Genomic DNA, 22,180 nt, shown 5'->3' on the forward strand with positions numbered 1-22,180 from the left:
ATAATAGTTTAGTATTTATATATAATATTTACAGATGCGTTTATCTCTAACTGACCACTAGATACTGGAGTATTTTCTTTTACTTTCATTACAGTATCCATAGCATAATTTCTTACTGAATAATTCATTCTTGAATCTTCTATCACCTTATAAGGTTTATTAACTTCTACTCCAATAGTCTGTCCCATGGCTTTAGCTTTTTCTTCAGCATTTTTTATGGCCAGTTGCAGTGCATCTATATAATAATCTTCTTCTTTTTCTATACCAAACCTTATATTTCTAATGTAATTAGAACCTATATTTGAAACTGCATCTATAATTTTACCTACTTTATCTATATCATTTATCTTAACCTCTACAATATTTCTTACAATGTACCCATAAATTTCATTAGTTCCATCATCTTTATTATAATTTCTTTTTGTTATTATATCATATGTCACTGTCTTAATATTCTTTTCATCAATTCCTTGTTTTTTTAATTCTTCAATAATTTTATTCATCTTATTCATATTTTCTTCTTGTGCCTTTTGACTATCTTTATTCTCCGTCTCTACTCCAATATTTAAAAATGCAATATCAGGGTCTACTTTTATAGTTCCTTCTCCGCTTACTGTTATTGTATTACCCATATCAGCCTCTGTTGAAGCCAAAACTTCATTATTATTTAAACTAATACCTCCTATGAGATAACCTACAGTTAATACCAGTAATAAAACTATTGATAATATAAATGTCTTTCTATTGAACATTTTTTTAATCTCTCCTTTTTCTATATTTTTTTATTATTAATAATACTATTAGAATACCTATTAAAATTAAAACCAATATAGGTAATATAGACACTATATAAATAAACCCACTCTCTAAATTACCTATAACAATATTTAAAGTTTCAATAAAACCATCTCTAGACCTTTTAAATATGTTATTATCTATGGGAGTTATTGATTTTTTTAAGTCTTTAACTTCTCTAATTTCTACTGTAATAGTAGACATATTAACTAAACTATCCCAATTTTGTACCGTTCCTATATTAATATCTATTTCTTCTCTAGTCCTTCTTAGTTCATTTTCTATCTTTAGTATATCCTCAACCTTACTAGCACTTTTCATTATATCTCTTAAACGTTCTTCTTGAATTTTTAAATTTTCAATCCTACTTTTAGTATCATAATATTCCTTAGTAATATCATTCCTAGAAATGTTTTCATCCATAACCTCTCCTAAATTTCTTAAATATGAGAAGATTTTATCAAATGTGTTTTCCGGTACTCTAATGATTAGATTCCCATATTTTAAAGAATTATCTTTATCTGCTCTGTCATAACTATGATACATGGTTTCCAAATTTTCTATATACCCTTTATTCTCATTAATATATTGTTTCAATCCATTTACCACTTCTTCGTAATCATCTATATTTATTTGAATTCTTCCATTTTGTATTATTTTTCTATTCACTTTTTTATCCGTTGATCCAGATTTTGTAGATGGCTTAATTCCTTCAACATTGTCTGCTCTAAAAGCAGCATTTTTTGTTCCTTGTTCTTGTATGCTGGAATTCTCATTCATTTCAATAGATTGCTCAGTAATTGACTTATCATAAATATCTTTTGGGTTTAATTGTATTAAAGTAGGGATAGAAACAACAAATATAATTATAGCAGCTATGGAGGCTATTATTTTCCAATTTCCAAATCTCTGCTTTTTATTTGATTTTGTACTTTCTTTTGCTAATTTTTTATGAAGACTTTCCTTAAAATTTTTAGGTAAATCTTCTTCAGGATATTGTCTCAATGTCTTAAGAATTTCGATTGTTTTTTTATAAGATTTTTTGCACTTATCACATTCCATTATATGAAGTTCAAATTCTTTCTTTTCTATATCATCTATATAACCATCTATATATAAGGAAACTTTTTTTTCAAAATCTTTACAGTCCATATTATTCCTCCTTTCTTATATCATTAGACGACAGTTTCATCATAATGTTCCATCTCTTTAACTATAATTTGTTTTAGGTTGTCCCTTCCTCTTTTAATTCTTGATTTTACAGTTCCAAGGGAACAATCTAATATTTTTGCTATTTCTTCATAGCTAAAACCTTCAATATCCCTTAAAATTATAACTGTTTTATGAATATCTTCTAGTTTATTTATAGAACTATGTATCAATTCTTTATTTAATGTTTTTTCTAATTCTTTTTCGGGACTACTTGTATCATCAGCAACTTCCCTCTTTATTTCTCCTTCCGAAGTATTAATAGGGTTATCTAAAGAATAATGTCTTTCCTTGTTTTTTCTTAAATAATCTATACATGTATTCACTACTATTCTATATAACCATGTAGAAAAACTTGATTTTTCATTAAAACCTTTAATATATCTATATACTTTAATTAATGCTTCTTGAGATACATCCATTGCATCATCTGGATTTTTTAACATTTTCAAAGCTATATTATAAGCCCTTTTCTCATGTTTTTCTATCAATTTTTCAAAAGCATCAATATCCCCTTTTATACTCTTTTTTATCAATATATGTTCTCTATCATTCATAGACTTTCACCTCCTGGCTCCATTATACAATTAGACGAACTGTTTTAATAGAAAGTTCCATAATATTTTTTAAATTTATACTTGACTTATATATATATATTATGTTATTATTATTCTTGTGGTTGACAAGCCGAAGTGGTGGAATTGGCAGACGCGCTGGACTCAAAATCCAGTGGTAGCAATACCGTGTGGGTTCGAGTCCCACCTTCGGCACCAAATACTAATCCATAATCGTTAAAACCGTTGAAGATGCGTGTTTTGAGATTATGGATTTTTTTATGTAAATAAACTCTTTATTTCTATATGGTCAAATCTTCAGAAATCTACAAAAGCTTTTTAAAGAGTTTTTATATACTGTCCATATAATTATATTACTAATATCATTTTTGTTCAATATAGGCTAATTATATAGGTGATTTTTTAATACTTGCTATTAGAATGTATAATATTTTATAAAAAATAAGGGCTTAACTGGCCCTTAAATTATATACATTCGTTTATGATATTTTTCAACTACACTTTTATACACTTCTATCATATTAGTACCTTTCAAAAACTTTAATTCATGAATTTTGCCTTTTGTTCTCATTACCAATCTACCAAACAACCCCATACAAAACCTTATAGATAAAATAATAATAAACAACTCAAACTATAACGAGGGTGGAGCTAATAGAATTTCAATTCCTTATAGGTAAAGTAATAACTAACAAGAAAAAAGTACACTAAAAAATGCGCCAATATAGTTTCAATTCCTTATAGGTAAAGTAATAACGTGCCACTGTGCTAAATCCTACTGGATATGAAAGTTTGTTTCAATTCCTTATAGGTAAAGTAATAACCTAATTCTAAATAAGCTTCTCTTATATGGCTGCTGTCTCGTTTCAATTCCTTATAGGTAAAGTAATAACGCAAAGAGATAGAGTAAGGCAGGGGATATATCAATGTTTCAATTCCTTATAGGTAAAGTAATAACGGAGGAAGTTCTTTAAAATTAAATAATAATCCAGAGTTTCAATTCCTTATAGGTAAAGTAATAACATCTTTTATCTCCTCATAATCAAAATTTTTGTCAGTAGTTTCAATTCCTTATAGGTAAAGTAATAACCAGTCAGGAAAATCTATGAAAGCTCTTTATTGGGAATGTTTCAATTCCTTATAGGTAAAGTAATAACAAAAGCTAATTGGGAGAAAGAACAAGATAGTAGAAAGTTTCAATTCCTTATAGGTAAAGTAATAACCATATAACAGCTTACTATATACCACTTTTAAAGCTTTGGTTTCAATTCCTTATAGGTAAAGTAATAACTTCTTTGTCGCTTAGTTCTTTTGCTCCTGTTGGCGTGGTTTCAATTCCTTATAGGTAAAGTAATAACTCCATTCTTTCTGACTGTTCAAATTGAGCCATATCTTCGTTTCAATTCCTTATAGGTAAAGTAATAACCGAGTTATCTCATTTTGAAGGAGTTTAAAATAATTAGTTTCAATTCCTTATAGGTAAAGTAATAACTGAAACAGAAGAAGATATACCAAAACAATATAGGCTGTTTCAATTCCTTATAGGTAAAGTAATAACTTAGAAGCAGATTGGGCACTGGACAAGATACGAGAATCGTTTCAATTCCTTATAGGTAAAGTAATAACCAATATACAATTTCATACAGATTTATTTGGGGGTTTATAGTTTCAATTCCTTATAGGTAAAGTAATAACTAAACGATAAAGGCATTACTCTTATTGATTTTGAAGAGTTTCAATTCCTTATAGGTAAAGTAATAACGGAACATCCAGTAGATATAGATACTGGTGATTTAATACTGTTTCAATTCCTTATAGGTAAAGTAATAACTTATATGCATGTCCTCTATTCCAAAATTTGAATTTACGTTTCAATTCCTTATAGGTAAAGTAATAACGCAAAAAATACAGACGTGCTAACACAAGACTGACAATAGTTTCAATTCCTTATAGGTAAAGTAATAACTGCTTACAAAACCATATATAGTCATCTACTAATCCAGGTTTCAATTCCTTATAGGTAAAGTAATAACCCATTATGATGTAGCAAATATCACAATGTACAAAAAATACCAATTCTATATTTCCTTACTTAACTAATTCAACAAAACTATCAAAACTCCTTCTAATTCCAGTAAATTTCTTTACTACACTAATATCTTTATCAAAACGATAAATGTCGTCGACCTCCAGGGGTTTTTGCACTACTGTAGGTCGACGACAAAACTACACATCTTATTTTTTATTAATATTATTCTACATATATATTATAAAACTTTCTAAAATTTAGATAAAAAAGCTTTTAGACCAAATCTATTTTTATCTAAAAAGACTTTATAAATACTAAATAAAATATATAGCCCCATATTATCCATTGATATAATTTATGTTAATTAACTTATTATTTCATTATATTGTTCTCATGCAAAATCTCATACTTGATTTAAAACTGTGTTTCTATTAATTCACAAAACTTTTCTATAATTGCTCCAAAAAAAGAAGCTCCAGCTAATGCAAAAAGTATATATTTACGATTATCTTTTATATTGTTTTTGTGAATGCCATATCCTATTGCAAAAAATATTAAACCAAATATTAAGTAAATTAATGATTTCATCATAATCTCCCTTCAAATATGTAATCAAATCCTGTAAATCTAATACATTTCTATCCTACGACGTTCTAAATAAATTGTCAATCCTTTATGAACAAATCTTTTTATAGCCTTTAATCAAAATATGACTATTATAAATCACAAAAAGCGGTATTACAATAATTTAAATTATTGCAATACCGCTTTTTTAAAAGATCCATTCTATATAAAATAGTAACGGCCTTACTATATTATATATTACATACCTTTTATTTATATTATAAAAACAACCCTGTAATTATTAAAATTACAAGGTTTCTATCTGGTGCGCCCAGGAGGATTTGAACCCCCGGCCTTCTGATTCGTAGTCAGACATAAATTTCCATTTAACGCAACCATTGAAATCAAGCCATTTCCAGCAACTTTTCAAAAATAAACATCATGATTGTTATCTATTATTTTTTTATTTAATAGTAATTATAACATAACTCATAATGCTTATTCAAATAAAATATATAATTTTTATTACTATTTAGATTATAACGACCCTCTCATTTCCTTTCTAAGCCCTTTTAATGAACTTAGACATATTACAGGTCTATACATTAATAAATATATTCTATTGGCATATCTTTACTTATGCTAACCGTATTGTCACTTCTTAACGTTACAGTAAGTGTTATATTGCCAAAATCTAAACCTTTTAATGTTATGTCCTTATCAGTTTGGGATATTATTTCTAAATTGTCAGTATCTCCTGTGATAGCAAAATCTACTGGCTCATCAACCAAAGTATCATTATTATAAACTTTAGCAGTAAATGTATTTTCGTAATCTATTATTACTCTAGGGTCATTAAGTGAATTTTCTAATTGAATAGTATAATTATTTACTATCGCTTCTTCTATATTTATTGTTATTGTATCACTTACATTTTGATAATTAACAGTTATATCTACTGTCCCTGCTCTTATTGGCGTAACAAGTCCATTAGCATCTACTGTAACAACTGTATCATCGCTACTTGTAAATGTTAATGTAGGATTTTCTACAACTATATCATTTTTCTTTGCTACTATATCCAGTTGTACTGTATCATCGGTGGTTATAGTTCCTACTTGATTACTTATGGCAATTGTATATGTATCCTCAAATTTCCACCTATCTGCTATTTCTAGTTCTTTATCATCATCGGCATTAAATGTATCCATTGTAGCATATATTTTTAATATTCCTTTTTCTGTACTTGTTATGTTTGTTATAGCCCATGCACTATTCATTTTGATAAATCTGTCTTTAACATTTATTTTACTTGTCGTTGTATCCTCTTTTAACAATAATACTAACTCTCCTTTTCCAGTTTGAAAATACTGATTACTTTCTATATCTTGTATTCCTTCATTAATAACAACTGGAATAAAATGTACTTCCCTATCTATTATAAATTTAACAATATATTTAATTCTCCTTACTATAAATTTAGTATATACATTATTTGTTGACTCATCTTCATGTATTACTAGATAATCTAATCCTAATAAGTTTATATAATCTCCTTGCTTAACCTTTCCTTTTTCTGTAAATAGATACTTATGGTCTTTTGTCGATACTGCATCGTTGTACTCTTTCGTAAATATTCGTATATCTTCTACACCATTCAAAGTAGCAGTATAGCCAAATTTTTTCAAATGATATAAAAATTGAGTTTTTAACGGATTTAACATATTATATCACCTTCCTATTATTTATTTTTCCAGTATATAAAATTTTAAGCCCCTAAAATTAATTAAAGGACTAATAGGTCTATTAAGTACCTAAAAGCCCTTAGAAGTCCATATATCAATAAATGGTATATAAAACAGGGTATAAACTATGTTATTAACTGTCTATATGTATTATTATTTATCATTTATGATAAGGTTTATTATGATATATTATTTCCTTGTAAACAGTAAACTTACATTACTATATCCTGCATCTGCATCCTCTATATCCATAATCCTATTCCTTATTTTTTCTATTCTATTTTCAAGATATTTTATTGCTTGACTTGTAGTTTGAAACTCTGTATCTATCTTTCTCATAAGGTCTACATCATTGGCTACTGCCTCCAATATATCTACTACAGTATATAATAAATCTCTTTGATTGAGGTCTTTGTTATAGGTATCATCACCATTTAAGCCATTTTCAGATAAAAATATTTTATACTCATTGTCGGTGAAATATTCTTTATGATTAAGTTCTAATTTTAATCGTTCTAAGTTTGTCATATTATCAATCCTTTCTTATTTAATTAGGACTCACCACACCACTGTAAGTCATTTTTTTAATGGTTCAAGATGGAACTTTAAAAGTTAGTATGGTTCTGATAGAACTTTACTAAATATATTTATATATTAAAAAAGGCACATCGACTAAATCGAAGTACCTTTAAAAATTATTTTAATATCAATAAATTCTTCCATATGTTTTTTTGCACTCTCTTCACTATATCCATATTTAAATTGATTTTTTCCATCAATACGAATTATAGCCCTATATTTGTATTCTTCATGGTTGTATGTTTGTATATAGTATTTAATACCTTTGTATGTATATTCTTCGATATTATCCCTCCTTAGTCAACTTTTTTAATATTTACATCAACATTATTTTTCTCATGAACTATAAGTATAATATTGTTATTTTCATCAATTATTTTCTCTACTACTTGATAACACATTATAAAATCATTTTTACATGGTACTCTTTCATTAATTGAATATCTAATATATGTATCTCCAATTTTTAGTTTTTCAGCAATATTATATTCAATTTCATGGTTAGAAATCCCACCAATGTCATTATGATAAAATAACATTATTGCAGTGTCGCTTTTATTGTAAATATCTTCGATACTATTTTTTATTAAATTAGCAATGTCTTTATTCATAGAACTCCCCCTCTTTATTGTTAACTATTAGTTTTCTCTTTCTCACTATTTTCATGATTATCTTCTTTTGATTTATTGTCATCCATCTTTTCTAATATCAACATCGTAGAACCTAATATAGTAAATAATAGTGCTAGTACAAAATATCCAGTAGCATAATTACTATTGATTATGTAGTTATAAGCATCTCCACCAACATATGCATTAGTGCCACTATCAAGAATACTGTCTAAGTTTTTATAAGCAAATATTTTGTAAAATCCATAACATATAAAGCCACCACTAATTAAGTAGAATATGCGACCTAAATTCCCTCTATCCATATATGATACCCCCTCTTTTCTTTATTTTAGCATAATATTGTCCCATTTTCCATATATAACATATATTAAATTTTATTGGCAGAAAAAAAGTAGGTTAACTATAAACAAAAAATTGGAAAAGGGGTATTGCTTGCAAAATATGTTAGTCGTATAATTTTTATTTTGCGACAAACCTTTTATTTCCAATTAAATTATACTATACTTTATAAATGGCTATATTATCGCATTTGTAAAGGTTTATATATTTTCGTATAAGTGCATATAATGTGTATTATATTTACTTAGATATATTTGTGTTTATATCGCTTACAAAATATCTATTATTTATCCTATTTTATTACAATTATTGTTTATTATTTACAATTACATGTAATATATTTACAATTACTATTTCCATGTATATTTTTATATTTATTTACAATCATTTCAATATTATATACTCCCTGTAGGTATATTTAGATATAGGATATATTATGCTTTATTATAGTAAAGTGTACGGATTTCCATACATAACAGACAAATTTTTACAGGTCAATTCTGTATCATTATGTTACACTTTATTACGCTAATAACATATGAGCAACCATTCATATGAACAACCATTCACATATCCTATTCAACATACCCCTAGAGGTATATATTGCCATCACTCAAAACGATAGCGACTACCACCAAACACACCATATCCATATACACAAATATGTCTTATATATCCCTTATTTATTTCCATTATACAACTGTATTAGCGTTTGTATTATCTTCCCTACCCTTCATGGTCTATTCGTTTTAGTTCTGTATCTATATCACTTGTCAATGGTGATTTTTCTATATATGTCCTTATACTTAATGCACCATCTTGATACTGTTTAGATAATTGGTCTATCCTCTCTGACTCATCAATAGGACGGTTATAATTAAACTCTACATCAATATAATCATCTACATTAAACTTTATACCCTGCTTATTTAATAGTATATCTATCTTATCTGCTCTTGTATCAAACCCATCTCTAAGATAAACCTCTAATTCCCTAGCCATATTATCTAGATTTTGATATAGTATCTTTAAACTAACCTCACTAACATTGGCTATATTTGACTGTCCGAACATATGTGAAGGTACACCACTAATAACCACCAACTGTTCAACTAAAGCATTATATAACATCTTAATACTATTAGAGTCCAAATTAGCCACTGCATACTTAAAGTCCCCATCATCCAATGACAACATATAACCTACTGCATCTGCATCTATTGTCCCTTCTATCCTCTGTCCAGTAGTATAACTAATAGGATTTAGTGATAATATAGTTATAGCATCATCCATCTTGTTAAGCAAATACTCCACCTTATTTAATATTGGCTTTATATCCTCTAATAAACTTCTACCAAAATAATCATCAGTATCATTTACATTATGGTAATGAATAGGTAATCCAGTTAAATTAACTACACTATCATCCTTAATGTAATTGCCACCCTTATTAGTCCATCTATCAACTTTATCACTACTATATACAGTATAGTATTCTATATTTGATAGTGCATCTGTATAGTATTCTATAAAGCCCACATAGTCCCCTGTATTATCGTAAACAGGATAACTGTCCTCGCTTGGGATTAACTTTGATGTAATCCTTCCATCCTTGTAATATACATATTCAAATACATCACCATATTTATTAATCTTGTCAACGATCTTGTAATTGGTACTATGGAATTTACCACGTCTAAATACACGATTATATACCTTAACTTTATCATCTGTACCAGTTAAACTAACCCTCTTACCTACAATATAACTATTATGTGTACGAACTATTGATTTAGCCGTCTGTAATATCATTTTGCTTACTTTAAGTTCCTTATCCTTGTAAACTATATCTTCCCTTTCTAATACCTTGTGGTTCTTACCATCTAAATAATTTTTATTGTCTAACACCTTACTTATTCTGCTTATATGATGTGCTTGTTTAACTTCTTCTGCAAACCAAAAAGGATTATTATTATATGTATCACTTATATATTTATTTAATTTATTCATGTTATACCTCCTTAAATTTTGGAATTAGGACTGTCCTTATCCCCTTTAATGTCAAACCGCCATTATGGCGTCTTGTTTTGCCATTATGACACCTCTTCACATTTTGAGTGTGTTGTAATCAAATTTGTGATACCTTACTATCCGACAACCTTGTCAATTAACTCTTATAATAAATTCCTGCATCCATACCAATTAAAGCCATAGCAGTAGCCATTACTGTATCATCGTGGAAATTCTTCTGTGCTTGATTTTTACCATCTATAGATACAAATACATTCATTTCCTTTAGTAAATATTTACTATTAATAAGTACCTGTCCTTCTTCAAACTTTTCTCTAAATCCGTTAATCATCAATGGTCTTGACTTTGAGTCCGTACTAAATCCTATTTTCTTTTTAGCCCTACCTCTAGCATCATACGACTTATATTTGTGCATATTCTTATACTTGTAATCGTATCTAAGTTTCGATACTACTGTATGTCCTGCACTTGCTTTTTCGACTACTAAATAACCATTGTTATAGTATTTGCCTATGTTATATACCACTTCTGCAAACTTATGTGGTGGTATCTTATTCGACCTAAACTCTGCACATTGTACGCCATCTGAATTGAACACTTCACAAACAGAATAATCCTGTTTTAACCCTTCGCCACTGTCAACACCGATATAATATTTATTATCCTTCTTAGGTTTTTCCCATATAAAAAAAGAACTATTGTAATACTGTTTTAAAGTATTAGACAAGTCCTTTAATTGGTTTCTATTAAGATGTTTAGGTATATACCTTATTCTTTCTATTATCTTTTTAGAATTAAATACATTGTTTCCTGTACTAATAAATGCTTCAACTGGCGTTGCAGGAAACTCTTGTTTAAACTGTTCTAAACTACTATTTGCTATTTTTAATCTTCTCCACATTAACTGTTCCATTGTAGCCCCTTTATCAAGTAGGTCTAATTCCTCTGCATCCAGTTCTGCTTTAGTTAGTATCTTACCGTTATGTCTTGCTTTCCACATTTTAACTGCATTAATATAATCCTGTTTAAACATAGTTTTATTTTCATACCAGTTAGCAAAATAAGGTATATACATATTCTCGCCATTACTTGCTTTATTCCATAACTCACTAAAATAATTTAGTCCATTGGCAGTTGACTCTAATACTATTTTACCCTGTGGAACTAATGCCTGTTCTATAGCCAACAACTGTTTATTAATTGTATCCTTCATAAATCCAACTTCGGACAGATGGGCAAATTTAATTGTTAAACCCCTTGCAACATCTTTATTACCACAAGTACAAACTATTATTCTACTTCCATTTGTAAACTTTAATTCCTTTTTATTGTTATTTACAAGTGTAGGTCTTAAAACCTTTGGAATTGTCCAATACATCTGTTTTAACTTCTCGAATATACCAGTCGCACTATCTATCGAATAAGACATAAGTAAACACGTTGAATTGGCTTGTGTTGTTGCTATCCATAAAGAATAGGCAGTCATTAAAACAGAAAATCCCAACTGCCTACTTTTAAGTATAATATTATATTTATCCATACCACCTAAAAATTCATCTTGCAACTCATTCAACTTGAAGGGTACAACCTTACCTTCTTTATTGGCTATCCTTAAAAAATTCACTATCCAAAGTTTGGAATTGCTTAATACTTTTTTTAATTTATCTGCATTAGTCATTTATATCAATCCCATCAAGGATTTTACTTAATTCATCTTCTTTGTCATCTGCCAAAAATTCCTTACTAAAATCTGCTAAAAATTTAGCCGACTGAACATCTCCACTTAATGCTTGTTCGTACATCTTATCGTATATATTTTTCATTTTTGGCAGATGTAATAATCGCATATAATATTTTATTGCTTTTGCCACTTTTGGCTCTAGTACCCACTGTTCTGCTGTTTCATAATTAATATTATGTAAAAACTTCTTAGACAATTCCTCGAACGGTTCTCTATCCTCTTTTGGGGAACAATACCATTTTACAAAGTATGCTTTTCTTTCTTTTACACTTTTTTTTAATTCCATAAACGGTGTAACTGTTTTAGTCCCTGCCATGCAAATCATCCTTTCATTTTTTATCTACATATGAATATTTAACTTTATTTGTATATACTACTGCCAATGAAAATGGTTTCTTTTTTATTTTCTCTTTACTATGTTTGTAGCCATATCCTAAATTCACTTTACTATTACGAACTTTAACTATTTCCTTGTTGAATTGCCCTTGTGGTAGTTCTATAGGCATAGAAAAAACCCTACTTAATTCTGTAAGGTTTAATGCAGTATATAAACTATTATCTATATTTAATTTTATTTTACATTTTAAACTATATTTTCTCCTTATATCTTCAAAATCCTGTTCCTTATGTCTTTGTTGTAGTTGATATAATTCTTCAAATTCTAGCACATCACATAGATAATATTTATTTGTTTTATTAAATTTATCACTTCTGCTATAATACCCTAAATAACTTCCATCTATCGCAAGTAAAACCATTTTGGCTTCCTCACTTAGATTGGATATATCATAGTTATAATAACTTAATATTTGTAATAATGTACTGCCACAAAATTTATCTGTATAGTTTTCTCTACTAATTTTATTGATTACATTTAGATTGGCACAATCTTTATTATATTTGTCATTTTTATTGAGCATAGTAACGTGATTTCCCCAACATCTACCTTTAACAAAATCTACATCTACTGCAAATGCTTTATTTCCTGTATTATGTAATTTATAAACTCCTTCTTCAAAATCATAGAAAAAATTTATTTCATATCCTTTTATTTCTTTTAGAAATACACAAGATAATAAACTGTCTATATCATCGCTTAATACTAAATCAAATTTTTGGTTGTCCTCTACCCACTTTGGAAATTTTTCTCTTACCTCTTTTTTCATTTTTGTTATCGTATGCCGTAAGTGTTGCTAATGCAGGGTACAAACCCACATTTGGTTTTGTTACTTTAAAATTTATTACTTTAATACTCCTTTTTTGTTTTTGTTTGAATGGCATAACTGCACCTTCCTCTCATTTTTTATTTTTATTTTTGTTTATTTTTATAAATTTATTAACCTATTACTTTTTACTTTTATCAACTTTCTTTTCTATGTTCCTTTTTGCTATTTCCCTTGCTTTATCAGAGTTTAAGAAATTAACCCATTGGTGGTATCTGTTTATATTTATTGCTTGTATTTCATTCTCCAACATAGAAATATAGTTTCGCTTTACATCTAGTGCCTTTGCCACATCCTCCTGTCTTAGTCCTTTTACCATTCTTAACCTTTTGAGTTGATGTCCTCGTAACAATATAATCATTCCTTTCAATTTTTATTTTTATATTTATGTAATTACATTTACAAAATAGTCATTTAAAAAAATAATAGAAGGGGAATAAACCCCTCCTATTAAAGGATACCTACTATGCATTTGTAGATTTAATACAAACAACTCCATCGTCTTTTACAAGTTTAACTGCATACATCATATCTGCAAATACATTTGTTCTTTTGTATTTTGCCTCTCTGTCTAACTCTATGTCTAAGTTTTTCGCCATTTTATATCCTAAACTACCCTTCTTAATTATTAAAGTTATACATTCTCCAGCAGTAGAGTCGTATGTCCCTTTATCGCTTATGTAAACTGGAATACCTCTGTAGAAACCTAATAGACCATTTCTGATAAGTCCATTATTTTGCATAGTTGTAGTATTTTGTGCATCTGTAAACTCATTCATAGCATAAAAACTAGGGATTAATAAACTATTAACAACTATACCTGCAAATTCTTCAATATCCCTTTCATCGCCATAATTTAACATTCCAGTTTCTATTTCTGCATTTGTTATTGCTTTAGGGTCTGCACAAGTTGTTTGTAGTGGTGTAGTTTTTGCTTCTGCGATTAAGTCATCATCCAATTTTCGAGCCATTACTAAACCTGTTTGTGTTGCTCCTTCGTCAAGTTGGTTACCTAGATTAGTTTTGTTGCTAGAATCGTAAACCATAACACCTTTACCCACCTGTTTAATAGTTGCATATGACTCTGTCTGTTGCATTTCCTCTGTAGATATTGCATCCCCTTTAGTCATTTCTGTAGGTTGTCCGATTAATCCCCATTTTGGAAATGCTATCTTCTCTCCTTGTCCCATACCTTCCAAATCTCCTAAAGGTCTTGCAAGGTTTAGTACCTTAACTTTTCCCTCGAATTTTTCCCTTGTTAATTGTGCATAAATATCTCTTTGTATTAATGCCATATTAAATCATTCCTTTCACATTTTATTTTTTTATGTATAAAAAAAGATACTTCCACATCTTGTAGAAATACCTTTATTTAGATAATTGTTTATATAGTTCTGCATTTGTTTCGTAAAGTTGTTGTCTTTCCATATAAGACATATTTTTAAACTGTTCTTTTGTTACTGTTGTTTCAGTTTTCTTTTTATTATTCTTAGGTTTATAACTATTATCTAGTTCGTGGCTATTAAAAATTTCCTCTAATTCTTCAATAGCATCTTCTAAACCTTCATCACCAACATTTAAGTATTTAGATAATCCTGTAGGTAAATTCTTCTCCTTTAATGTATCTGCTATTTTATATTGTCTTTCCTTTGCTAATAATTCTTTTTCTTTCTTTTCTAATGCTATTTCCTTTTCTGACTTCTGCTTTGGTTTAAGTTCAGATATTTCACTTTCCAATGGTTTAATTTTATCATTGTAAAGTTGAGTTCTGACCTTATCCTCTGCACCTTGTATTGCTTTTTCAAATTCTTCCTTTGACATATTTTCTTTCCATTCCATATAATCATTCCTTTCTAGTTGCTATTCTAAGCCCCTTAAATCAAGTTGCCATATCATAGCACCTATTTTTATTTTTTATTATAATAAGGGCTATATACTGTAATTAGCCCTTTATTATTTGCTTTAATTTGTCCATACTATTACTGTTTAAATTCTTTCTATAATGTATATAATGCGATAGCATACTTTTAGACACTCCTATTTTGTTTGCTATATACACATACTTAATACCATTTTCTTTACAATAATTTTTTAGTTCCTGCCTTAAATCTTTAATGCTATCACATCCTTTCGTTTGTTTATTTATTTGGTTTTGGTTAATGAAAGTTGACTAAAAAAAATAAGAAAAGCAGGGGGAGTACCCTGCAATATTAAATTTGAAAATAAAAATTTTAATAAAATAAAAGAACTTTTTTCAAAAAAGGGTTGTATTTTTGGTTTATGTAGGATATAATAAGAATAACATAGAATATAATGGTGTATTTTAGGTAAAAATAAACTACCCCTTCCTATATTAATATACTGTGCAGGGGTAACTATTTTATCCTACATTTCCATCGAAATAAATCTTATGGTATATATTGTTATACTTTTCTACGCTTTCTAGTGTTGTAAGTCCTTTTTCAATTAATTCTTTTTCTCTATCTTTCATGAAAAATCTCTCCTTTTCCCTTTTTGTTAGTTGCTTTGTTTTAACTTTATTCTTATATTTGTAATTATCTATATAGTTAACATATTGTTTTAAAGCATCAATAACACTAAATACAACTTGTTTAGTATATCTATTATTTAATTTTTTTTCATCATAACATTTTAATACTCCTTCAACATCTAAATATTGCATATGTGCTTTATCTTTTGTACTTTTCATCCTAATTACTGTTTCTTGTATATTATTAATTTTTTCCTCTACTCTTAAAAAGTTTTTAATTAAATATCTTTTGTGTTCATGTTTCATTTTTTCTAAAACATAATCTATAATAAATTCTTTATCTATATTATCCCTTACAAAATCTATTATTGTTTTAACTCCTTGTTCATCCAGTAATTCACCTATCTTATTTAATAGTGGAGTTATTTCTTCTTTTTCATGCAACATTCTATTATATTTATCTGTATAATTTATATTATATTTTTTATCTATCTTGTTTTTAACTTGTTTTATAACATTTTTTACTGCTTGTCGGCTAACTCCCATCTTTTTAGCCGTTTTAGTTATATTTACACGTCTAATATTAAATATGTCTATGTTTTCCGTTGCTGACAATAATAATTCTTCTATATATTCCTTTTGTCTATTAGTTAAATTATTTGCTATTACATCCTTTGCAACATTCATATATTCATTTTCTTTATAATCTATGTACGTAGAGCCATAAGATCTATAGGAGTCAACGGCACTATCAATAATGTAGGAACTCTCGCCTTCTTCAAACTCTAAATCTTGAAATAAGTCAACCGAAAAGTTGGGCATATAATAAAAACTATATCTTTGTTTATCTACTGTCCTCTGATTTCTTATTACTTCTAATTTAGCATTAATATAATCAGTTACTTTATTTTTTAAATTTTTAACTATATAAGCATTAAACCTTTGCGTTTCTTCACCTTCACGTGTGTCCTGTGGCAATATAAAATTATTGGTTAATTCCATAATTTTTAAATAACATATATTTGGAATATCTTCTTTATCTATTCCAGTATCGGACTTTTTGTCAATCCAACTATATTTTTTTATTATTTTTTTAATTTCTATTTGTATTATATGGTCTACTTGTTGTTTAGATTTTGTTTCCACTTTCCTAATGCCTCTTTTAAAAGGATAAACAAAACCATTATTGCCTTTACAAGGTCGAATTTTTTGACTATCAATATTATAAGTACACATATCCCACTTTTCGTAGAATAACCCTTCTATGTAATCATATAACCATTTATAATTTGTATAACCATATTTTTTGTTATTTTTTAAATTATCTTTATTCATAATCGACATTCCCCCCTAAATTTTTAATATAAATTTCAAATCGCTACAACCATTGAAAAATAGCCAAGTACATCGGAGTGTAAAAACAACTCAAAAACACACTATGTCGGAGTGTAAAAACGACTCAAACTTGATACGTTTTTGGGTCACATTATATAAAAGAGAATTGTATATAAATTAGAATTACTATTATACACGTTGCAGGAAACCTGCCCCGTGTGTTAAACTAACTTGCTTTCTCCTTTTTGTTTTTCTTACTGGTTATTGGTATATAATATTTATTACAATTGTCTATTTTTGCCCATACAATATATCTGTTTGGTGTCCATTTTGTTACTATATCCCCTAGTTCATTCTCATCTTGATATTGTTGTTGTTTAATTTTCTTTACTAACTTACCTGCCTTAACTATTTTATTTGTATATTTTGTTATTGTTTTTTTATTTTTAATCCCTAGTATTCTTGATATTGAATCTCTTGTTGTTTCACAGTATCCATTATTTGTTATATCTTGATTACCTAAATTAACATTATGATTTTTATGTAAGAAACAGTATATAAAAAATCCTGTACAATCTAACTTTTGTATCTTATCATCATACAAATCTGTACTTATCATACTAAATCCTTTGTTATTGCAATCTTTTATATATCTATCTGTATTAACTTTTATAGAAATTAAACTTGACGGTTTTGTTTCCTTATTTAATCTATCACATTCAATTAACTTTACTTTTTTTAGTGCTATTAACATATTCCTTACTTTTGTTTTGTTGCTAAAACCTTTTAATATTTTCATATCATTGGATATTTCTGTTATGCTATAACGTATTATATCTGCCATACCACTTTGTATTGCTACTTTATTTATTGCAAACCAAAGCGTAAACCTTTTATCTCCTAATTGACTCATGAAACTAATTCCTTCTTTATCCATTTGATACCATTGGTGTGGTACTTTTACAAAATTTTTATTTTTATCATTCATAATCGACATTCCTCCTATTTTTTATCTAAATTGATTTTAATGTAATTCTTTTTTTAGTTTGGTTATTTGTGTCAATGCCTTCCTAAACTTCACAGTATCTTTAAAACTATAAACTGTATCTCCTTTTTTATTTTGATATTTATAATATCTAAAACCTAAAAAAGCCAATGTATCTGCTAGATACTTATTTTTAATTATGTAATATTTAATAATTACACCTCCTTTTCATTTAACACTTGACAAAACAAAATAATGTGATATATAATAGATTTATAGAAAATATATAATTAGCCATAAATATGTATAGACATATATAATAAGTATAACATGGATTCTAACTATCTCCAAACTTGATATATGCTTATATATGTTTATTATGGTATATTATGTCTATTTTTCTTGTACATGCTTATTTATGTGCAGTTTTACTATATATATTAAAGTAGATAAAGGACTAGGATTTTAATTCCCCAGTCCTCTTTTTGGTCGACTATTTTACTTCTCTCAATGCCTGTGCTACATGTCCACCACAAAACCCATCTAACACAAACCAAAATAGATATTTTTCCTTATCTTGCAATTTTTTATATTCTTCTAGCCATTTGTCTGCATTACTTCTATGTATCTTATATTTTTTTGTAGATGTTATAAATATTTGTTTTATTTGTTGTTTGTCCATGTTGACCATATTTGATATGTTGTTTAAATGTTCTTTTACTATTCTTTCCATCCATAATCTCCCCTTTATAATTGTTTAAATATTTATCTAAATCTTTTACTTTTCCCGCATATGCTAATACTAACATAATAATTTCTTTTCTAATTCGTCTAAATCTATCTCATTTTCCAATTCTTCTAAATATTTTCTGTATTCTGCTATTTCCTTGTCTATTTCTGCTTTCTTTTCTTCTGTTGCCGATTCTTTCCAACTTTCGCATAAATTTATTCTTTGCTTTAATCCTTGTTGTAATATAGATAATATCCTCGAATCTGTAAAAGTAATTATACCCTTTTCAAAGCCGATATTTCTTTTTGTATATACCTTCATATTTTTACCTCCTGTTTATTATTTGTCTATAGATAATCTTTATCTCTATATAGATAGTATATCGCATCTATATTATCTGTCAATAGATAATTGTTATTGTATATAGAATATTTACTATTTTTTTGTTATACTATTATTATCAAACATTTAAATAAAGAAGGGGATATAAATGTTAAATATAAAAGTATTAGACATATTAGAAAAAAAAGAAAGAAATATAAGATGGTTATCGGAAAAAACAAATATAAACTATTCTACTTTATATAATTTTATTTACAATAAAAAATCTAGTGTAAAGTTTGATACTATAGATAAACTTTGTAATTTCTTTAACTGTAACATAGGAGATATAATAGAACATGTAAAAGATTAAATAGACGGTCAGTTAGGCGTCTATTTTTTTGTTAGTGGAAATACACAACACACCATACTGTACTGCACAAATACCTAATTTATTTGACTATATTAAATCTAATTCTATCTATTGCCTTTCTATCTATGTTATCTATGCAATAGGTCTATTAAGATATTTAAACCTCTTAAAATTGTATATACGCAAAATAGATAGTTAATATAGTAGAGATATAATATTACATATAACCAGTCCAAAAATGGATTGGATACTTGAAATATATAAATATAATTGCTATAATAATTGTAGAAATACTTTTAGTCGACAATCTACTAATTTTTTACAAATAGTAAACTCTCGACTAAAATTTTCTATATTATGGTAAAATATAATTTATTTGAATTTGTATCTTACCATGTCTTCTAATTCTTTAGCAGAATATTTAGAAGTTCGTTGCTCAAAATTATGGAACTTGGTTTTAACCTTGGCTCTAGTGTTGTTGGCACTAGGGCTTTTTCCTTTTTTGATGTCGTGCTTACCGACTTCTAAACTATCTATTCCTTTTATAAGTTCCATTTGCTTTAATATTTTGGTGCAAATAGCATTTAAGTAGTTTAATAGATGATTTATTACTGTTCCATGTTCTGTAGCCCTCTTTAGGCATTGTAGGGCTTTTTGGACAATGCTATTATCGTATTTTTTTAATAATTTATCCTTAATTGTCTGTACAGTCATATTCTTATTCTTTTCTTTTTTATTAAGTTTGTCCCTATTCTTTGAAGTAGAATTATTGTTATTTTGAACTACCCCCTCTAAAATAAAATGATATATATTAGTATCATTCCATTTTTTACCTTGTTTTTTTATTATTCTTTTTTTAATTAATATTACACCCTTTTCTTCTAATTTTCTTAACCACTTTCTTACAGTATTAGGACACCATCCAGTAGTATCAGATAATGTTGCTATACTAGGGTAACAAGTTTTGTTTTGATTATTCATGAAATTTCTTAGGACTGCATACATTATATTCTCTTTAATATTTAGTTTTTCTGCTATATGTTTAGGTACAAATAAATTTCCATTAAGCATTATCTTCTACCCCCTTTATTAAGGGTAATGTAATCATCTTTTCCACTAGATGTTATTTGGTCTAGTGTATTTAATTTATCAAAATCATCTACTAAATCCTCTGCAAACATATTGACATACTCTTTGACTACATCTAATGTACTGTGTCCTAATATTTTTTGTAATCGGAATATGTCCCCACCTGCTAAAATCCATTTCTTAGCAAATGTATGTCTAAATAAATGTAAACTTGTTTTAGGTACTCCACGCTTTAAATTATATTTTCTTATTGCCTGTCCTAAACCATTAACAGTTAATTGCTTATTGTAGGCATTAGGAAATAAATAGTTATCTAATTCGCTACCTCTATATTGTAAGTATTCTATTAGTATGCGACTTAATTTCTTTGACATCGGAATGATCTGTTGCCTTCTATTCTTAGTTGTAGTTAAATGGATATAACCACCTTCAAAATCTAAATCCTTTATTTTTAAATTTACAATTGTGTTGGCTCTGTTTCCTGTGGCTAATAGATAATTAATAAGAACCCAATTTCTATATTCATTAAATTTACATTTTTTTAAATTAGGTTTCTTTAGTAATATTTCTAACTCTCTATCTGAATATGTTTCTTTTATTTTTTTCTCTGCTTTTAACATTTTTATTTTAAACTTCTTCATATAATTTAAGTTCATGAAATAATATAGAATTGCCCTTATACCTCTTAGATGTGTATTTATGGATATGTTATTACAGTTACTTTCTTCCCTTAGATATAATATATAATCGTGTATAGTTCCCTCTGTAATAATATTGATTGGATTATCTTCATTAAAAAACTCTGTAAATTTATCTACTGTAGTGTTATAATATCTTAATGTAGATGATGATAAATTTCTTACCTTGCAATATCTTATAAAATCTTTAAATCCTTCTTTAAAACTTTTGTCAGAAAAATCTTTTTGTATATTAATTTTCATTTTAAAATACCTCCATTTTTCCGACAACAATCATAAAATTGCATATAAAAAAGACATCGCAATAACTTGTATAAAAATCAAGTAATCACAATGTCTATTTTACTGTTTTGGAAATCTCAATCGCTATAAACGTTGAAATTTCAATATCTGGTGCGCCCAGGAGGATTTGAACCCCCGGCCTTCTGATTCGTAGTCAGACACTCTATCCAGCTGAGCTATAGGCGCATACAAATAATTTTTGGAGGCGGCACTCAGACTCGAACTGAGGATAAAGGATTTGCAGTCCTCTGCCTTACCACTTGGCTATGCCGCCATATTTAATTTTTATTTTTATACCTTAATCAGATGATTCTACATACTACTCTACTAAGCGATTCACTCCAAATCATAATAAAGATTTGGGTTCTCTGCTTATGCCTTACCACTTGGCTATGCCGCCGTATCTAATTTTTA

23 protein-coding genes, 3 tRNA genes and 1 CRISPR repeat array are annotated in these 22,180 nt (G+C 27.7%); of the genes, 2 read left to right on the forward strand and 24 right to left on the reverse strand.

Going from position 1 to position 22,180, the window contains the following annotated elements:
* Positions 1 to 8 precede the first annotated feature (8 nt).
* The 3 genes from Q326_RS0101520 to Q326_RS0101530 are packed head-to-tail and all read right to left on the reverse strand — an operon-like array spanning position 9 to position 2,561.
* The gene (locus Q326_RS0101520) at positions 9 to 752 is read right to left on the reverse strand and encodes an SIMPL domain-containing protein (RefSeq protein ID WP_026893776.1); all 744 of its coding nucleotides are present in this window, start codon (positions 750 to 752) and stop codon (positions 9 to 11) included.
* Between the two features lie 4 nt (positions 753 to 756).
* Positions 757 to 1,947: a DUF4349 domain-containing protein gene (locus Q326_RS0101525; protein WP_026893777.1), complete on the reverse strand. Its 1,191-nt coding sequence runs from the start codon at positions 1,945 to 1,947 to the stop codon at positions 757 to 759.
* 23 nt (positions 1,948 to 1,970) lie between these two features.
* Positions 1,971 to 2,561: a sigma-70 family RNA polymerase sigma factor gene (locus Q326_RS0101530; RefSeq protein ID WP_026893778.1), complete on the reverse strand. Its 591-nt coding sequence runs from the start codon at positions 2,559 to 2,561 to the stop codon at positions 1,971 to 1,973.
* 129 nt (positions 2,562 to 2,690) lie between these two features.
* Here Q326_RS0101530 and Q326_RS0101535 point away from each other — a divergent pair.
* Positions 2,691 to 2,777: transfer RNA gene (locus tag Q326_RS0101535), tRNA-Leu, on the forward strand.
* 461 nt (positions 2,778 to 3,238) lie between these two features.
* Positions 3,239 to 4,612: direct repeats of the CRISPR family, unit length 30 nt; unit sequence GTTTCAATTCCTTATAGGTAAAGTAATAAC.
* A 410-nt stretch (positions 4,613 to 5,022) separates the two neighbouring features.
* Here the strand turns inward: Q326_RS0101535 and Q326_RS18405 are convergent.
* The 17 genes from Q326_RS18405 to Q326_RS0101630 form a co-directional block, all read right to left on the reverse strand.
* Positions 5,023 to 5,199, reverse strand: a complete 177-nt coding sequence (locus Q326_RS18405; RefSeq protein ID WP_169733565.1) for a hypothetical protein — start codon at positions 5,197 to 5,199, stop codon at positions 5,023 to 5,025.
* Between the two features lie 578 nt (positions 5,200 to 5,777).
* Positions 5,778 to 6,896 carry an Ig-like domain-containing protein gene (locus tag Q326_RS0101555; protein WP_026893779.1) on the reverse strand — a complete coding sequence of 373 codons (1,119 nt, stop codon included), beginning with the start codon at positions 6,894 to 6,896 and terminating at the stop codon, positions 5,778 to 5,780.
* Positions 6,897 to 7,106: 210 nt separating this feature from the next.
* The gene (locus Q326_RS0101560; RefSeq protein ID WP_026893780.1) at positions 7,107 to 7,445 is read right to left on the reverse strand and encodes a hypothetical protein; all 339 of its coding nucleotides are present in this window, start codon (positions 7,443 to 7,445) and stop codon (positions 7,107 to 7,109) included.
* A 347-nt stretch (positions 7,446 to 7,792) separates the two neighbouring features.
* The gene (locus Q326_RS0101565) at positions 7,793 to 8,107 is read right to left on the reverse strand and encodes a hypothetical protein (RefSeq protein WP_026893781.1); all 315 of its coding nucleotides are present in this window, start codon (positions 8,105 to 8,107) and stop codon (positions 7,793 to 7,795) included.
* A gap of 20 nt (positions 8,108 to 8,127) precedes the next feature.
* Positions 8,128 to 8,430 (reverse strand): hypothetical protein, encoded by a 303-nt coding sequence (locus Q326_RS18845; protein ID WP_156936221.1) that lies wholly within the window; start codon positions 8,428 to 8,430, stop codon positions 8,128 to 8,130.
* A gap of 763 nt (positions 8,431 to 9,193) precedes the next feature.
* Positions 9,194 to 10,477: a phage portal protein gene (locus Q326_RS0101575; protein WP_026893782.1), complete on the reverse strand. Its 1,284-nt coding sequence runs from the start codon at positions 10,475 to 10,477 to the stop codon at positions 9,194 to 9,196.
* A gap of 157 nt (positions 10,478 to 10,634) precedes the next feature.
* On the reverse strand, positions 10,635 to 12,176 hold the full coding sequence (locus tag Q326_RS0101580; RefSeq protein WP_026893783.1) for a phage terminase large subunit family protein: 1,542 nt from the start codon (positions 12,174 to 12,176) through the stop codon (positions 10,635 to 10,637).
* Positions 12,169 to 12,555 (reverse strand): hypothetical protein, encoded by a 387-nt coding sequence (locus Q326_RS0101585; protein WP_026893784.1) that lies wholly within the window; start codon positions 12,553 to 12,555, stop codon positions 12,169 to 12,171. The genes Q326_RS0101580 and Q326_RS0101585 overlap by 8 nt, the downstream gene beginning before the upstream one ends.
* Positions 12,556 to 12,568: 13 nt before the next feature.
* Positions 12,569 to 13,405, reverse strand: a complete 837-nt coding sequence (locus Q326_RS0101590) for a hypothetical protein (RefSeq protein WP_026893785.1) — start codon at positions 13,403 to 13,405, stop codon at positions 12,569 to 12,571.
* The gene (locus tag Q326_RS18635; RefSeq protein WP_169733566.1) at positions 13,347 to 13,520 is read right to left on the reverse strand and encodes a hypothetical protein; all 174 of its coding nucleotides are present in this window, start codon (positions 13,518 to 13,520) and stop codon (positions 13,347 to 13,349) included. Before Q326_RS18635 ends, Q326_RS0101590 begins: the two co-directional genes overlap by 59 nt.
* 63 nt (positions 13,521 to 13,583) lie before the next feature.
* Complete coding sequence (locus Q326_RS0101600) at positions 13,584 to 13,823, reverse strand: helix-turn-helix domain-containing protein (protein WP_084489492.1); 240 nt, start codon at positions 13,821 to 13,823, stop codon at positions 13,584 to 13,586.
* 103 nt (positions 13,824 to 13,926) lie between these two features.
* Positions 13,927 to 14,757, reverse strand: coding sequence for a major capsid protein (locus tag Q326_RS0101605; protein WP_026893787.1), 831 nt, complete (start codon positions 14,755 to 14,757; stop codon positions 13,927 to 13,929).
* Positions 14,758 to 14,830: 73 nt separating this feature from the next.
* The gene (locus Q326_RS16420; protein WP_051531016.1) at positions 14,831 to 15,301 is read right to left on the reverse strand and encodes a hypothetical protein; all 471 of its coding nucleotides are present in this window, start codon (positions 15,299 to 15,301) and stop codon (positions 14,831 to 14,833) included.
* Positions 15,302 to 15,842: 541 nt separating this feature from the next.
* Positions 15,843 to 17,288 (reverse strand): hypothetical protein, encoded by a 1,446-nt coding sequence (locus Q326_RS0101615; protein WP_026893788.1) that lies wholly within the window; start codon positions 17,286 to 17,288, stop codon positions 15,843 to 15,845.
* 226 nt (positions 17,289 to 17,514) lie between these two features.
* Positions 17,515 to 18,276, reverse strand: coding sequence for a hypothetical protein (locus Q326_RS0101620; protein WP_026893789.1), 762 nt, complete (start codon positions 18,274 to 18,276; stop codon positions 17,515 to 17,517).
* Between the two features lie 490 nt (positions 18,277 to 18,766).
* On the reverse strand, positions 18,767 to 19,006 hold the full coding sequence (locus Q326_RS0101625) for a hypothetical protein (RefSeq protein ID WP_026893790.1): 240 nt from the start codon (positions 19,004 to 19,006) through the stop codon (positions 18,767 to 18,769).
* 69 nt (positions 19,007 to 19,075) lie between these two features.
* The gene (locus tag Q326_RS0101630; RefSeq protein WP_026893791.1) at positions 19,076 to 19,324 is read right to left on the reverse strand and encodes a hypothetical protein; all 249 of its coding nucleotides are present in this window, start codon (positions 19,322 to 19,324) and stop codon (positions 19,076 to 19,078) included.
* 169 nt (positions 19,325 to 19,493) lie between these two features.
* Here Q326_RS0101630 and Q326_RS0101635 point away from each other — a divergent pair, with 169 nt between their 5' ends.
* Positions 19,494 to 19,697, forward strand: coding sequence for a helix-turn-helix domain-containing protein (locus Q326_RS0101635; protein WP_026893792.1), 204 nt, complete (start codon positions 19,494 to 19,496; stop codon positions 19,695 to 19,697).
* 372 nt (positions 19,698 to 20,069) lie between these two features.
* On the opposite strand, the gene Q326_RS0101640 is transcribed toward Q326_RS0101635, so the two are convergent.
* The 4 genes from Q326_RS0101640 to Q326_RS0101655 all read right to left on the reverse strand — a co-directional run bounded on the left by Q326_RS0101640 (position 20,070) and on the right by Q326_RS0101655 (position 22,040).
* The gene (locus tag Q326_RS0101640; protein WP_026893793.1) at positions 20,070 to 20,768 is read right to left on the reverse strand and encodes a helix-turn-helix domain-containing protein; all 699 of its coding nucleotides are present in this window, start codon (positions 20,766 to 20,768) and stop codon (positions 20,070 to 20,072) included.
* Complete coding sequence (locus tag Q326_RS0101645; protein WP_026893794.1) at positions 20,768 to 21,727, reverse strand: tyrosine-type recombinase/integrase; 960 nt, start codon at positions 21,725 to 21,727, stop codon at positions 20,768 to 20,770. Before Q326_RS0101645 ends, Q326_RS0101640 begins: the two co-directional genes overlap by 1 nt.
* 148 nt (positions 21,728 to 21,875) lie before the next feature.
* Positions 21,876 to 21,952, reverse strand: a tRNA-Arg gene (locus Q326_RS0101650).
* A 14-nt stretch (positions 21,953 to 21,966) separates the two neighbouring features.
* Positions 21,967 to 22,040, reverse strand: a tRNA-Cys gene (locus tag Q326_RS0101655).
* Positions 22,041 to 22,180 lie beyond the last annotated feature (140 nt).

Source organism: Clostridiisalibacter paucivorans DSM 22131, from assembly GCF_000620125.1.
Lineage (GTDB): Bacteria > Bacillota > Clostridia > Tissierellales > Clostridiisalibacteraceae > Clostridiisalibacter > Clostridiisalibacter paucivorans.

Coding starts and splice junctions, on each gene's coding strand:
- Q326_RS0101565 (WP_026893781.1), bottom strand. CDS start 8,107: ATGAATAAAGACATTGCTAATTTAATAAAAAATAGTATCGAAGATATT.
- Q326_RS0101635 (WP_026893792.1), top strand. CDS start 19,494: ATGTTAAATATAAAAGTATTAGACATATTAGAAAAAAAAGAAAGAAAT.
- Q326_RS0101530 (WP_026893778.1), bottom strand. CDS start 2,561: ATGAATGATAGAGAACATATATTGATAAAAAAGAGTATAAAAGGGGAT.
- Q326_RS0101575 (WP_026893782.1), bottom strand. CDS start 10,477: ATGAATAAATTAAATAAATATATAAGTGATACATATAATAATAATCCT.
- Q326_RS0101620 (WP_026893789.1), bottom strand. CDS start 18,276: ATGAATGATAAAAATAAAAATTTTGTAAAAGTACCACACCAATGGTAT.
- Q326_RS0101520 (WP_026893776.1), bottom strand. CDS start 752: ATGTTCAATAGAAAGACATTTATATTATCAATAGTTTTATTACTGGTA.
- Q326_RS0101645 (WP_026893794.1), bottom strand. CDS start 21,727: ATGAAAATTAATATACAAAAAGATTTTTCTGACAAAAGTTTTAAAGAA.
- Q326_RS0101600 (WP_084489492.1), bottom strand. CDS start 13,823: ATGATTATATTGTTACGAGGACATCAACTCAAAAGGTTAAGAATGGTA.
- Q326_RS0101625 (WP_026893790.1), bottom strand. CDS start 19,006: ATGGAAAGAATAGTAAAAGAACATTTAAACAACATATCAAATATGGTC.
- Q326_RS0101560 (WP_026893780.1), bottom strand. CDS start 7,445: ATGACAAACTTAGAACGATTAAAATTAGAACTTAATCATAAAGAATAT.
- Q326_RS0101525 (WP_026893777.1), bottom strand. CDS start 1,947: ATGGACTGTAAAGATTTTGAAAAAAAAGTTTCCTTATATATAGATGGT.
- Q326_RS0101590 (WP_026893785.1), bottom strand. CDS start 13,405: ATGAAAAAAGAGGTAAGAGAAAAATTTCCAAAGTGGGTAGAGGACAAC.
- Q326_RS0101630 (WP_026893791.1), bottom strand. CDS start 19,324: ATGAAGGTATATACAAAAAGAAATATCGGCTTTGAAAAGGGTATAATT.
- Q326_RS0101640 (WP_026893793.1), bottom strand. CDS start 20,768: ATGCTTAATGGAAATTTATTTGTACCTAAACATATAGCAGAAAAACTA.
- Q326_RS0101605 (WP_026893787.1), bottom strand. CDS start 14,757: ATGGCATTAATACAAAGAGATATTTATGCACAATTAACAAGGGAAAAA.
- Q326_RS0101555 (WP_026893779.1), bottom strand. CDS start 6,896: ATGTTAAATCCGTTAAAAACTCAATTTTTATATCATTTGAAAAAATTT.
- Q326_RS16420 (WP_051531016.1), bottom strand. CDS start 15,301: ATGGAATGGAAAGAAAATATGTCAAAGGAAGAATTTGAAAAAGCAATA.
- Q326_RS0101615 (WP_026893788.1), bottom strand. CDS start 17,288: ATGAATAAAGATAATTTAAAAAATAACAAAAAATATGGTTATACAAAT.
- Q326_RS0101585 (WP_026893784.1), bottom strand. CDS start 12,555: ATGGCAGGGACTAAAACAGTTACACCGTTTATGGAATTAAAAAAAAGT.
- Q326_RS18405 (WP_169733565.1), bottom strand. CDS start 5,199: ATGATGAAATCATTAATTTACTTAATATTTGGTTTAATATTTTTTGCA.
- Q326_RS18845 (WP_156936221.1), bottom strand. CDS start 8,430: ATGGATAGAGGGAATTTAGGTCGCATATTCTACTTAATTAGTGGTGGC.
- Q326_RS0101580 (WP_026893783.1), bottom strand. CDS start 12,176: ATGACTAATGCAGATAAATTAAAAAAAGTATTAAGCAATTCCAAACTT.
- Q326_RS18635 (WP_169733566.1), bottom strand. CDS start 13,520: ATGCCATTCAAACAAAAACAAAAAAGGAGTATTAAAGTAATAAATTTT.